This is a genomic window from Arthrobacter alpinus (genome assembly GCF_900105965.1).
In the GTDB taxonomy this organism is placed as follows: Bacteria; Actinomycetota; Actinomycetes; order Actinomycetales; family Micrococcaceae; genus Specibacter; species Specibacter alpinus.
Window position 1 is genome coordinate 1,278,050 of record NZ_FNTV01000001.1, and the last position, 13,692, is coordinate 1,291,741.

At 62.9% G+C, this 13,692-nt stretch carries 6 protein-coding genes; all 6 read right to left on the minus strand.

Features of this window, described 5'->3' with window-relative positions:
• Positions 1–56: 56 nt before the first annotated feature.
• The 6 genes from BLV41_RS06060 to hpaD all read right to left on the minus strand — a co-directional run bounded on the left by BLV41_RS06060 (position 57) and on the right by hpaD (position 13,674).
• The gene (locus BLV41_RS06060; RefSeq protein WP_074711002.1) at positions 57–8,597 is read right to left on the minus strand and encodes a non-ribosomal peptide synthetase; all 8,541 of its coding nucleotides are present in this window, start codon (positions 8,595–8,597) and stop codon (positions 57–59) included.
• Positions 8,570–10,489, minus strand: coding sequence for a condensation domain-containing protein (locus tag BLV41_RS22440; protein WP_074711003.1), 1,920 nt, complete (start codon positions 10,487–10,489; stop codon positions 8,570–8,572). Before BLV41_RS22440 ends, BLV41_RS06060 begins: the two co-directional genes overlap by 28 nt.
• 63 nt (positions 10,490–10,552) lie before the next feature.
• On the minus strand, positions 10,553–10,831 hold the full coding sequence (locus BLV41_RS06070; protein WP_074711004.1) for a hypothetical protein: 279 nt from the start codon (positions 10,829–10,831) through the stop codon (positions 10,553–10,555).
• Positions 10,832–10,963: 132 nt separating this feature from the next.
• Positions 10,964–11,776 (minus strand): HpcH/HpaI aldolase family protein, encoded by an 813-nt coding sequence (locus BLV41_RS06075; RefSeq protein ID WP_170835433.1) that lies wholly within the window; start codon positions 11,774–11,776, stop codon positions 10,964–10,966.
• The gene (gene hpaH / locus BLV41_RS06080; protein ID WP_074711005.1) at positions 11,761–12,546 is read right to left on the minus strand and encodes a 2-oxo-hept-4-ene-1,7-dioate hydratase; all 786 of its coding nucleotides are present in this window, start codon (positions 12,544–12,546) and stop codon (positions 11,761–11,763) included. The genes BLV41_RS06075 and hpaH overlap by 16 nt, the downstream gene beginning before the upstream one ends.
• A 54-nt stretch (positions 12,547–12,600) precedes the next feature.
• On the minus strand, positions 12,601–13,674 hold the full coding sequence (hpaD, locus tag BLV41_RS06085) for a 3,4-dihydroxyphenylacetate 2,3-dioxygenase (protein ID WP_074711006.1): 1,074 nt from the start codon (positions 13,672–13,674) through the stop codon (positions 12,601–12,603).
• Between the last annotated feature and the right edge of the window lie 18 nt (positions 13,675–13,692).

The following is a 13,692-nucleotide window of genomic DNA, read 5'->3' on the forward strand; positions in this document are numbered from 1 at the left end:
TTGGAGGGGCTCGGCCGATTGCCAAAGCAATCATGCCGGGCTCCAACCGTTAACAGCTATTCGGTGCCCTCGCCCAACCGGATTGCCAGAACCGGCAAGATGTGAGTCAAGGCACCTTCACTGAGCATGTCCGAGTGTCTGGCTGGCACAGGGGTGTCGTGAATCTGGCCGCTGACATACGGCGTCCATGTTGCTGAGTCCGGCGACCCTTCCGGGACGCCGTCGGTGGCCCGGAAGATGTAGAGATCCCCGTCGAATCGCTGCACCTGGGCCTCGCGGATCATGCGGGCCAAGACGGGAAAGTTTTCCACCATGGCATTCAGTGACGCCAGCGGAATGCTGCCCAAGGCGTTGTGATTCTCTCGCAGTACCTCCAAGACCCGGGGGCCGTCCAGACTTGCTGCCTCATCCGCCCGCACAGGGAATCCGGCGGCGTACAAGTAGTTTTGCCACAATGCAGGGCCTGTGCCAACGTCGGCATTGTTTTCCTGCCGTGTCGGGAAGGCATCAAGGATGGCCAGGAATGCCACGTGGTGGCCCAATTCTTGGAGCCGTGTGGCCAGGTGGTGGACCAGATTGCCACCAAATGACCAGCCGATCAGGTGGTACGGACCTTCTGGCTGCACTTGGCGTATCTGGTCAATGTAGTCATCAGCAAGCTCGGTGAGCGTTTTTGCCCGTAGCTGACCGTCTACACCTGGGAGCATGCCCGGCATCTGCAGTCCGTACAGAGGCCGTTCCTTGTCCAGGTGCCGCAGCATGGCAGCGAAGCCCCAACTGACCCCGGTGGCCGGATGCACGGCAAAGAGCGGAGCCTTGCTGCCGGTGGTGCGTAATGGCAGTAGCTGTCGAAGGCTGTCGGCCACGTTTTCCGTGGCACCCTTGGACGCTTCGGCCAACAACTGTTCCACGCTTGGGGAGCGAAACAGCGATTGGACGGGCAGCTCGGTACCCAATGCGTCGTTGATCCTACTGACCAGCGGCTGTGCCAAGAAGGAATGCCCGCCCAGTTCAAAGAATGACTCGTCGATGCCGACCTGTGGAAGACCGAGCACCTGCGCGAAGATTGCGGAAACTGTGGTCTCCCAAGGAGTCCTGGGAGCCCTGCCCGCACTGCGCTCCTGCCAGGCCGGATCGGGCAGAATCGCAAAGTCCACCTTCCCGTTGGTTGTTAAGGGGATGTGAGCTATGACGACGACGACGGCCGGGACCATATAGCCGGGCAACACCTTCTGCAGCTGTGCGCGGGCGCGCTCCGGTAGCTGAGCTGCGTCAGCGGTTTTCTGCTCAATTTCCCCCTCAGCCACCACATAAGCCAATAGCCGGCTGGTATCCGAGTGTGCCGGATCCAGTGTTGTGTCACGGACCAGGGCCACGGCAGCCTCGACGCCGGGCACGTCTCGCAGGGCCCGTTCCACCTCGCCGAGCTCCACTCGGAAACCGCGAATCTTGACCTGCTGGTCGTTGCGGCCATGGAAAAGGACTTCGCCGGAGGCGCTTCTGGTGACCAGGTCACCCGTGCGGTACATCCGCTCGCCCGATGCACCGAACGGGTCGGCAATAAATCGTTCGCTGGTCAGGTCGGTCCGTCCACGATAGCCGCGGCCCAGCTGGGCGCCGGCCAAGTACAGTTCGCCGATGACTCCGGCAGGGACGTGCTGCAGGGAATCGTCCAAGACGTAGGCTCGTGAATTGCGGGCCGGCGAGCCAAGAACCGGATGTCCTGAGGCGCCCACGGGGGCAAGTAGCGAATCGACTGTCGCTTCCGTGGGGCCGTAGAGGTTCCAGGCCTGAACCGTCCCCATCGAAGACAGCTCCTCCCAGAGTCCGGCGTCGAAGGCCTCGCCGCCCAGAGCCAGCGTCAGTGTGGGCCCGCCGGCGCCTTCGCGTTCTCGAAGCATCGAGGAAAAGGCGGGTTCGGCAAGCAGCTGGCGCACATAGCCGGGAGTGGTCTCCCAAGCACCAATGCCGTGTTCAGCGAAGTAGCCTGCAAGCCGCTGGGGATCCAGGCGGACCTCATCGGTGATGAGGTGCAGTTCATGGCCATCCACCATCCACAGAATCGGGTCCCACGAGGCGTCAAAGCCGACGCCGGTTGTGTGAGCCACGCGAACCTGCACCCGGGCGGTCAGCTCAGTGGCGTCGGGAAAGAGAGTCTCTTGGTGCGAGGCCAGCAAATTGGCCAAGGCGCCGTGGCTGATTTCCACGCCCTTGGGCCGACCCGTGGAGCCGGAGGTGAACATGACATAAGCAAGTTCTGACGCTGTCGGCTCCGGCAAGTCCACCGGCACCGCGGAGGGAAGTTGCTCCATTCGGAGCAGATCGGTGTGGGCTAGGCTGGCAGCCGTCAGGCTCGCATCAAGTGCCGTTTCCAGGCCTGCCGTAGTGACAACGGCAGCGGGTCGGGCGTCTTCCAGAATGGCCGTCACCCGCTCGGCAGGGTAGTCGGCGTCTATGGGATTGTAGACCGCCCCGGCGCGCAGTACGCCGAGGGCCGCCACCACGGTGTCTACCGACCTCGGCAGGTACACGGATACCAGGTCTCCGGCCACTACGCCCTGTCCTTGAAGGGTGCCGGCCAGAGTGGCGGTAGCTGCGTCGAGGGCGGCAAAGGACAGCGAGTCCGCGCCGCACGTCACGGCCGTTTGCTCTGGCGTCCTGGCAACCGTTTTGGCAAAGACCTCCAGTACGCTCGGGGCTGGGCGCATGATGGCACCGGCAGTAGTGGCGGCCAGAGCTGCGGTTTCCGCTGGGGACTGGACGTCCATGCGGGAAAGGGGCAGGTCCGGGGACTGCACGGCCAAGCGAATAAATGTCTCCAGGCGAGCAATGAGGGTAGTGATCGCGTCGCCGGTGAACATGGCGGAGTTATAGGCCAAGGTGGCGGTCAGGCCCAGCTCGGGGCCTAGTTCGCGGAAAGTGAAGGACAAATCAAACTTTGCCTCCCCGGTGGCTGTCTCCGGTTCGGGCAAGACCTGAACGCCAGGAAGTTCGACGACGGCGCGATCCATGGTCTCCACGGCCAGCATGGTCTGGAAAACTGGGTGCCTTCCCAGTTGACGTGGCGGGTTCAGCGCTTCGACAAGCCGTTCGAAGGGCACATCGTCCTTGTCAAAGGAGTCCAAGACGCTGATCCGTGCGGTGGCGAGCAGTTCGCGGAAGGTGGGGTTGCCGGAGGCATCCAGGCGGATCGGGATGGTATTGACGAAAAAGCCGATCAATTCCGTCAGGGCCGGATCCGTTCGTCCGGCCGTCGGTGAACCGATCACCAGATCGTTCCCGGCCCCCATCCTGGCGAGGAAACCGCCCAATAGTGCGTGCAGGGCCATGAACAGGCTGGCGTTTTGGGCCCCGGCCAAAGCTGTCAGGGCGGTGGCGGTTTCGGCGCCAAGGGTGAAGGATTGCTGACCGCCGGGCTGACGGGCACCGGAGGAGCGTGAACCGGCATCTGGCAGGGTCAGTTCGGGCGGAGCACCGGCCAGGGCATCCTGCCAAGCACGCAACTTGGCCTCCAGCGCAGGTGCGGGTTCATCGGTTCCTCGTCCAGGGACAGCTTCGCCGGGCACAGTCGCAATGGATTCCACGGTGGATTCCGAAGTGCCTTCCAACAATTGCCGTTGCCATAGGGCGAAGTCCGCATATTGCAGCCCCAAGGGGCGCTGGAGGGGGCTGGCCCCACAGCATCGAGCCGAGTAGGCGGTGGAGATGTCCCGTGCCAGGGGTGCCAGAGATGCGCCATCGCTGGCAATATGGTGGATCACCAGCTGGAGCACCCATTCGTCATCGTCGAGGCGAATCAGTGCGGCGCGCAGGGGCAGCTCATGCACCAGGTCGAAGCCGCGTGATGCCCCCTCGGCTTGTAGGCGTGGCAACTCGCCATGGGCTCCGGCGTCCTTGAACTCCAGCAGCTTTGACACTGTGCAAGCCGGATGGATCACCTGTTCGGGAGTTCCTTCGGTAGCGGGGTAGCTGGTGCGCAGGACTTCATGGCGTGCCACCAGGTCATCGAGGGCCAGGGAGAGTGCCTCCGGATTCAGGGCACCGGTAAGCCGGACGGCGAGGACGATGTTGTAGTCGGCTGAGCCCGGGTCCAGCTGGTTGAGGAACCACAAGCGGGATTGGGCGTAGGAGAGGGAAATTCGATCCGGCCGATTGCCCTTGGTGGAGCGCATCCATGCATCCACAGGCTGGCGGGCCGCCCGACCGGTGCTCTTGGGGCCCTTGGCAGGGCTGGACCCCAAGGTCGCCAAGAGGGCTGAGGGGGTAGGGGACTCGAAGATGGTGCGCAGCGGCAGTTCTGCGCCGAATGCCTCGCGGAGGGCCGCAACCAACGCAACGGCCAACAAGGAATGGCCGCCCAGGCTAAAGAAATCGTCGTCCATCCGCACATCGTCCGCGCCCAGCACTGTGCCAAAGACGGCGCACATTTTTTCCTCTCGTGCCGTGGAGGGGACTCTGGAGCCTGGGTTGGAGGTGGCAGGAGCCGGCAGGGCGCGCTTGTCCAGCTTTCCATGAGGGGTCAGCGGGATCTCGGCCAATGGGACCAGTGCTTTGGGCATCATGTACTCGGGTAGGCGCGCGGCGGCAAAGTCACGCAGATCTGCCGGATCCGCAGTGCCGACGTAGTAGCCGATGATGCGCTCGGTGGCGCCGGACTCGACCATGACGGCGGCACGGTGTACTTGCTCGTGGCGGGCCAACACGCTCTCAATCTCACCCGGTTCCACCCGGAAACCTCGGATCTTGAGTTGGTCATCGGCGCGGGCCACAAATTGCAGCTCTCCGCCGGGAAGGCGCCGTACCAGATCACCGGTGCGGTACATCCTGGCGCCGTCGCCGTATGGATTGGCGACGAAGCGGTTGGCAGTCTCGGCGGCTCGGTTGACGTATCCGGTGGCCATTCCGGCCCCGGCCAGATAGAGCTCCCCGGTGACACCGTGCGGTACGGGTGACAGGAAATCGTCAAGGACGTAGCTTTCCACGTTGCGGATGGCACGGCCAATGCGGGGAAGGGTGCCGCTGATGCGGGTAAGTACCGAGTCAACAGTGAACTCGGTTGGACCGTAGAAGTTGTAGGCGGTGACTTGGTCGTTGCCGGCAAGTTCGCGCCACAGTCCAGCCGGGACACTTTCACCTCCCAGGGCCAGCACCAGCTGTGTGCTCCGTGGGATATCCAGAAGGCCGGATTCCAGCAGGGCACTGATATAAGACGGGGTGCTTTCCAGCACGGTAATGCCATTGGCCATACAGAACGCGACCAAGGCCTGGGCATCAGTGCGAATGTGATCGGGCACCATGTGCAACGTGGCACCGGCGACGAGCCAGAGCATCGGATCCCAAGCGGCATCGAATCCCAAGCCGGCGATGTGGGCGACGGCTGTACCCTCGCCGTCTCCGTTGCCGAAGGTGTCGGCGACCATCGTGTGCCTGTGATGCAGGAACAGGTTGGCCAGGGCGCCGTGAGTGACCTCCACACCCTTGGGAGTGCCGGTGGAGCCGGAAGTGTAGATCACGTAGGCCGGGTGGGCAGGGGCAATGCCGGTTAGGGCAACCGGGTGGTTTCCCAGCGTCCCGGCGGCCAGCAGTTCTTCCAGGTTTCCGGCGGCAATGGTGAGCCGTGGTGCGCTGTCGTCCAGGATCAGCCCGATTCTTTCGGACGGGTAGCTCAGGTCCACGGGCACATAGACGGCCCCGGTGCGGAGCACGGCGAGGGCAGCACAAACGACGTCATTGCCTCGAGGAAGTGCAACGGCTACGCGGTCGCCGGCGCACACACCGGCGGCGGCCAAGCCCGCTGACAGCAATTCGACGGCGGCATGCAGCTCGGCAAAGGTCAAAGTGGTATGCCCGTCGCTGACTGCTGTTCGGCCGGGACGGCGCGCTGCGGTGGCCGCGAATTCGGTCGGTATGGTGGCGCTCCCGTTCTCTGAGAGTGGCCCGCTTCCCAGCTCACGTATCTGTGCTGCCTCCTGGCGGGTCGTCACCTGCAGGCGGGAGAGAGGAGTGTGCGGATGGGCCACAAACTGTTCCACCATGTGCTTGAACCTGGCAGCGATCAGGGCAGCAGTTGCGGGTTCAAAGAGAGCAGGGTCAAACCCCAAAGAGCCGGTCATCCCCAATCCTGGCCCGTTTTCAGCCAAATCGAGGAGCAAATCAAATTTGGCGCCCCCGGGCTCTGCTGTCCTGTCCGCGACGACCTCCAGTCCTGCCATGGAGAGCTGCTCCGGTGCTGAGTTGGCGAGGCTGAGCATAACTTGGAAGAGGGGGTGGCGCTGCTGGGATCGGGCGGGGTTGAGTTCCTCCACGACCCGTTCAAACGGGGCGTCTTGATTGGCGTAGGCGCGCAGGTTGGTGAACCTGACTGCGTCGATCAACTCCCCTGCCGTGGGGTTGTTTGAGGTGTTGGTGCGCAGCACCAATGTGTTGACAAAGAATCCAACGAGCTCATCCAGTGCTGTGTCCGGACGGCCGGCCACAGGTGTGCCGAGTGGAATATCGGTCCCTGCCCCGAGCTTGGTGAGGAGGGCCGCGAAGGCGGCCTGCAGCACCATGAAGAGGCTGGCGTTGTGGTCCCTGGCAAGGGCAGAGAGTTTCTCATGGGTGGGACCGTCGATAGTCACGGGGACGGCGTCTGCGGCCCATTTGTCCGTTCGGGTACCACGGGCATGGTCGAAAGGCAGGGACAGCTCCTCAGGAGATCCATCCAGTTCTGCCTTCCAGAAGGCAAGCTGGCGGGCGAGCGGGCTCTGTGGTTCGTCTTCACTGCCCAGTTCTTCACGCTGCCAGAGGGCGTAGTCGGCATATTGGACCGGTAGCGGGGTGAATTCCGGCGGCGCATTGTTGGTGCGGGCCGAGTATGCCTTGGACAGGTCGCGTGCTAGCGGGGCAAGCGACCAGCCGTCGGCGGCGATGTGGTGCAGGGTCAACAACAACACATGTTCACGGGCGCCGAGCTGGAATAGTGCGGCACGCAGCGGCAATTCGTTGGTGAGTTCGAAGCCACGGCCCGATGTGGCACGCACTGCGTGGTCAAGGTGCTCCCGGGAGGTCTGCACTGCCGCAAGAGGGACTGCAGCGTCCTCCGGCGCCAGGATGAGTTGTTCCGGTTCACCATTGGCAAAGGTAAAGACGGTGCGCAGGCTTTCGTGGCGTGCCACGACATCGTTGATTGCGTGTTCGAGCGCAGCCACGTCCAACGGCCCGGACAAGTTCAGCACAATGGGAATGTTGTAGGCGCCGGAAGATGGGTCGAAGCGGTTCAGGAACCAGAGGCGGCGCTGGGCGAAGGAAAGCGGCAGCGGGTTGGGCCGGTCCTGGCGGGCAAGTGGGTGCCGTTGCGGTGCGGGTGCGTCCAAGGTCCCGGCGATTCCGGCCACTGTTGGCGATTCAAAGATCGTGCGCAGTGCGGGTGCGGATCCGATTCGTGACCGGAGCACCGCAACCAGGCGGGTTGCCAGCAGGGAATGGCCGCCGAGCTCAAAGAAGTCATCATCGCGACCAACCCTGTCCAAACCCAGCACTTCCGAGAATGCAGCTGCCACGGTCCGTTCTGCGTCGGTGCGAGGTGCCTGCGTGATGCTGGCGGTCTCCGGCTCCGGCAGCGCCTTGATGTCCAGCTTGCCGTTGGGGGTTAGGGGGATCTGGTGAATATGCACGATGGCCGAGGGGATCATGTAGTCCGGCAGGCTGTGACGCAGGTCAGCCCGGATAGCGGCCGTGTCCATCCCGTCCATGCCGGTGATGTAGGCCAGCAGCTGATCGTAGCCCGCCCTGTTTTTAGCGACGACGACGGCGGCAAGGTCTACGCCGTCGGTGGCGCGTAAGGCTCCTTCGATTTCTGCCGGTTCGATCCGGAATCCCCTGATCTTGACCTGCTGGTCGATCCGGCCGAGAAATTCGACTCCGGTATTGGCCAGACGCCGAACAACATCGCCGGTGCGGTACATGCGAGAACCATCGGAGGCAAACGGATCGGCGATGAATCGTTCGGAGCTGAGCTGCGGCTGGTCAAGATAGCCTCGGGCTACGTTGTGACCAGCCACATAAAGCTCACCTATGGCGCTACTGGGAACCGGATTCAGCCCCGAGTCCAAAATGTAGTGGCGGCTGTTGGCCACCGACGAGCCCAGATGTGGGGTGGATCCGGGTTCCATGACGGCCGTCATGCTGTCCACGGTGGTTTCGGTCGGGCCGTAGAAATTGTAGGCGGTGACACCCTTGGCCTGTGCCAACATTCCCCACAGGCTGGGGTCCACCGCCTCACCTCCCAACGCCACCACGGACGGGTGGAACTCGGCGTCGAACAGCCCTTCGGCCAGTAGAACCTTGGCGAACGACGGCGTGGTCTCGATGCTGTCGATCCGGCGCTCGGTCAGATAGCTTGCCAGGGCCTGTGGGTCACGGCGGGTGAGGTCGTCCACCAGATGAAGTTCGTGCCCGGCTATAAGCCACAAGATCGGGTCCCATGAAGCATCGAAGGATAGTCCGGCGGTGTGCGCCACGCGCAGGGTGCGCCCGAGCCTTGCCTCGGCGGGGCGGAAGATGTCCTCACGGTGGGAGGTGTACAGGTTTAGAAGGGCTCGATGTTCCACGCCCACGGCCTTGGGGCGGCCGGTGGAACCCGAAGTGAAGATGATATACGCCAGGTCATTCTGCCCCCGGCCACGTTCTCCAAACGGTGCCGGGGGAGCCTGGCCAGCGCTGCAGACATGGGCTCTCCATCAAGCACCACCTCTGGGCAGGGGTTCGCGATGTGTCGAGTTGATTGCGAGTCGTTCAGCCCGGCTGCGGTCAGCAGCAAAATCGGCTCGGCGTCTTCGAGCATGCCGCGTACACGGCCCGCAGGATAATCCGGATCGATCGGGACATAGGCGGCGCCCGACTTCAGGATGCCGAGGATGGCTACGCCCAAGTGCGTGCTGCGCTCAAGTCGAACGGCCACATTGGTGCCGGGCCCGGCACCGCGGCTCCGCAGGAAATGGGCCAATTGGTTGGATTGCTGGTCGAGTTCCATGAAGCTGAGGCGCCCGTCCCCGGCCACCAGTGCATGGGCATGGGGTGTGTGGGCCGCATGCGCCTCGAATTCTTCGACAATTGTGTGAGACGGGAGGCTTAGGGACTCGGCCCCGCCCATAGCCAGCAGCTCCAGATCCTCTTCGGACGTGGTGACTGTGAGATTGGCAACCGTGGCATTCTCGGCGCCGGTCACGCGGTCAAGTAGCAGGATGAAGCGGTACAGGTGATCCCGGACCGTCTCTCGAGTGTAGAGGTCGGCATTCGCCTCGAACTGGATCGTAACGGGAATCGCATCCCCCCTCTTTTGGTCCTGCCGCAGGCCGTGGATGATGATCGAGAGGTCATCGATGGGGCCAGTGGAGAGCACATGCATGGTCCCGGCCGAGGCACCGAAGACGATGTCATCAATGATGGGCAGAATGTTCACCGATGGCCCGATATAGCTTGGGCGTCCAGGCAAGCCTTCCTGGCGGAAGCGCTGGTGAATCAGTGCGTTGCGCAGTGCTCCACCAGCCATCATGACGGTACCTTCGACTGTGTCGTGGGGGTTGAGCTCAAATCGGACAGGGACGATGTTCGACAGCATCGACGGTACTGACTTCGCCAGCGAGCCGCGCCGGGCCGTGACCGGCAGCGCCAGGGTGATGTGCCGTTCGGCGGTCATCTTGTGCAGATAGAGGGCCGCCGTGGCAAGAATGACGGCGGGGGCACTGGCGGCGCCATCGGCCAGTCTGTGGACAACCTCTTGGGGGAGTTCGGCAGTGAGACGAACAAGCGCAGAGGCATTGCGGCTGGGCCGCCCAACCAAGCCAGCCGGTGGTTCCGCCACGGACCGTTCCCAAAAATCTTTGTCGAGGGCAGCTTGGCGGGAACCCAGATAACTCGACTCTTCCGCTAGCAGCACATCCAGTGACGGGAAGGGGGTTGAAGCCGCAGGGACGGAGAAGCTTTCCAGCATCTCGTTGTAGAGCAGGGCTATGCGTTTGAGCACCAAAACGGCAGAATAGCCATCCAGCATCAGGTGGTGGACTCGTTGGTAGAAGAAGAACCGGCTGTCAGTGAGCTGGAACAATTCCACCCGCAGCAGTGGCTCTAGCGCCACATCGCGAGCCGTGGCGAGATCCTTGTCCATCGCTGCACGTGCGTGCGCCTCGGGGGTTCCGGCGCCACCCTGCAATCCACGTAGATCGGTCACAGCCAGTTCCACCGACGACAGCTCGGTCACCTGGTATGGACCGTCGTCATCCTCGGTGAAGAGAACATTCAATGCATCCGTCTCAGCAATGGCCATCCGGACAGCGGTGCCCAACAGGCGGGCGTCAACGTCGCCGGTGATGTCCACAAACTGGGCGATCTGGTACATCGAATTTTCCGGGTCAAGATTTTGGGCATACCAAATACCGCGCTGAGCGGTAGTAAGTGCACGGTGGGCTCCGGTGGGGGGCGAAGACTGGAAATTAGGATGCTGTGGCATGGTCCTTCTCACAATGGCGGTGGTCCGGCAATGCGCCGGGGGGAGTGCTGCGGTTCCGTGCCGTTACTGAAACTGGCCCAATTGGAAGGGGCCGAATGGGACGGAAACGAGCGGGCCGTTGATGAGCGGGGCGTTCAGTAGCGGGCCTGAGATGAGAGTGCCATTGAGGAAAGAGATCGCGGGAAAGTTGACCGCCGACTCTGGAGCGGATGCGGATGCGGATGCGTCGGGGTTGGTGATGGTGGTTGCTGCGCTCGCAGGTACCGCCCCGGCGGCCAGTGCGCCAATGACCATGCCTGTTGCAATGGTGAGCGTTCCAAAGGTCTTGATTGACTTCTGCATAATTCATCTCCTGGTGTAGTCGTCACGTTTCCTGCGCTGCGAGCCTTGAACCGCTCGAGCGCGTTACTACTACATTCGGAGCCATCGCAGTTTTGGATGGGTGGGATAACTGTGGGCCGTGCCATTTCCTGTTCAGCGGATGGTCAGGTCTCCGTTGATCTCCTCGGCTGGCACGAATTTGGTTGCCAGTGTTTCGCTGCCCCGTGCCAACAGTGCGACGTCTGCGCCGACCAGGATGAAGTCGACGCCGATGCCCAGGTAGTGGCGGGCCGTGGCCTCGGCAAAGGCGTTGACACCCACGGGTTTGCCGGCTGCTTTGGCTGCCTTGATGCAAAGCTCGACGGCGGCCACCACCTTGGGGTGTTCCTGCTGACCCAGTACACCCAACGATGCGGCCAGATCTGATGGGCCCAGGAAGATGGCGTCGATCCCGTCAACAGCCAGAATCGCTTCCACGTTTTCCACGGCCTGGGTCGATTCGATCTGAACAATCATCGTGATGGTTTCGGCGGCGCGGGAGAGGTAGTCAGGGATACGGTTCCACCGGGCGGAACGGGCCAGGGCGGAGCCCACGCCTCGCACGCCCTGTGGTGGGTAGTGCGCGGCGGCCACGGCTGCAGTGGCGTCCTCGGCCGTGTTGACCATGGGGATCAGCAGCGACTGCGCACCAAGGTCAAGGTATTGCTTGATAAGTACGGTGTCGTTGGTTGGTGGGCGAACCACGGCCGTCACCGGGTAGCCGTTGACGGCCTGGAGCTGTGCGAGGATGCTCTCGAGACCGTTGGGGCTGTGTTCGGCGTCGAGGAGCAGCCAGTCAAGCCCGGCGCCCGCGCAGATCTCCGCCACGAGCGGGCTGCCGGAGCACACCCACATGCCGGCCAGCGGCCGCTGGGCCGCTGCCAAGGAGTCCTTGAGTGACGGATCCGGAGTTACACGAACTGACATGTGATGGTCCCCAGCTTTCCGTAGTCCGCAAAAACCGTGTCCCCTTCATTGACCCACATGGGGCGGGTGAAGGAGCCCGCCAGGATGAGCTCGCCGGCTCTGAGTGAGTCGCCGTGCGGAGCAATCTTGTTGGCGAGCCAGGCCACGCCCTGGGCCGGGTGGTTCAGCACGCCCGCAGCGACGCCGGTCTCTTCGATCGTTTGGTTCTTGAACAGTATGGCCGAGACCCAACGCAGATCCAGGGCGTCGGGCTTCACGGGCGTTCCACCCACCACCATTGCGCCCATGGCGGCATTGTCACTGATGGTGTCCACGATGGTCCGGCCCTCCATCTCGATCCGTGAATCCAGGATTTCCAGCGCCGGCACCACGTACTCCGTGGCGCGCAAAACATCGAAGATGGTGGCATCCGGGCCGCTGAGATCGTCATTAAGCAGGAACGCCAGCTCCACCTCGATCCGCGGATGCGAGTACTGCTTCCAGGCCACAGTGCAGCCGTTTTCGAGAATCACGTCCTTGAAAATAATCCCGTAGTCCGGCTCCGTGATACCCGTGGCGTCCTGCATGGCCTTGGAAGTCAGGCCGATCTTGTGCCCACCGAGCACCCGCCCGGACGCCTCACCGCGCCGACGCCACAGCGCCTGCACCCGGTAGGAATCCTCCACCGTCATCTCTGGATACCGCGCCGTCAGCCGAGGCACCGGAACTCTGCTTCGCCCAGCCTCAACGAGTTCGTCGGCTATGCGTGCAATCGTTTCGTCGTCAAGCATGATGTGTCTCCTATTTTCGAACGCCGAGAGCCCTGTGGCGATGGCATCTGAGGCCTAAAGTTGGTTGCCCATTTTGAAGCCCCGTTCCTCGCCGGGTTCTCGGGTGTAGGAAAACCCATCGGCGCCCACCGTGACAGCCATTTCGGAGGATTCGGTGCGCACAGTGATGGGCTGCGGGTTGCCGTCCAGGTCCAGGACCAGGGAGGCTTCGGTGTACCAGGACGGGACTACGGGGTTGCCCCACCAGTCGCGGCGTTGGTTGTCATGGACGTCCCAGGTGATGGTGGGGTTGTCCGGGTCCCCGGTGTAGTAATCCTGCGTGTAGATCTCGATCCGGTGGTCGTCCGGGTCAAGGATGTACAGGTAGAAGGCATTTGAAACACCGTGGCGGCCCGGGCCGCGTTCGATCCGGTCGGAGATGCGCAGGGCACCCATCTTGTCGCAGATTTGGATGATGTTGTGCTTCTCGTGGGTGGCAAAAGCCACGTGGTGCATGCGGGGTCCGTCACCACCGGTCAGGGCGGTGTCGTGAACAGTCTGCTTCCGGTGCATCCAGACTGCGTAGGTCATGCCGGCGGAGTCCTTGATGTCTTCTGAGACGCGGAAGCCCAGATCCTCGAGATATTTGCGGCCGCGGGGCACATCGGGGGTGACTTGGTTGAAGTGGTCCAGGCGGACCAGTTCACCGGCGGTGTACAGGTCATACCGCTGGGTGAGCCGCTCCACGTGCGTGGTTTCGTAGAAGAACTCGTAGGGAAAGCCCAGCGGGTCTTCCACCCGGACGGCGTCGCCGATGCCCTTGACGAAGCCTTCCCTGCGCCGCTCCGTGCGGCATCCCAGCTCCTTGTAATATGCTTCGGCGGCGTCCACTTCGGCGGAGGATTTCACGCGAAAAGCGGCAACGGCAATCGCGGCCACGGGTCCCTTGCGCAGCACCAAGTTGTGATGGATAAACTCCTCGAGGGAACGCAGGTAGATCGTGGTCTCGTCCTCGCAGGTCACGTGCAGCCCGAGTACCTCGACGTAGAACGCGCGTGACCTGGCGAGGTCGGTGACCACCAGTTCCAAGTAGGCGCTGCGAACAATGTCCGGAGCCGGGACGCTCGGGGTGGGGATGAAGTCTGTCAAGGGGCACTCCTCGTTGAG

Excerpts from the sequence above, each read along its gene's own strand:
- BLV41_RS06070 (WP_074711004.1), bottom strand. The coding sequence starts at position 10,831 with ATGCAGAAGTCAATCAAGACCTTTGGAACGCTCACCATTGCAACAGGC.
- hpaH (WP_074711005.1), bottom strand. The coding sequence starts at position 12,546 with ATGCTTGACGACGAAACGATTGCACGCATAGCCGACGAACTCGTTGAG.
- BLV41_RS22440 (WP_074711003.1), bottom strand. The coding sequence starts at position 10,489 with ATGCCACAGCATCCTAATTTCCAGTCTTCGCCCCCCACCGGAGCCCAC.
- BLV41_RS06075 (WP_170835433.1), bottom strand. The coding sequence starts at position 11,776 with ATGTCAGTTCGTGTAACTCCGGATCCGTCACTCAAGGACTCCTTGGCA.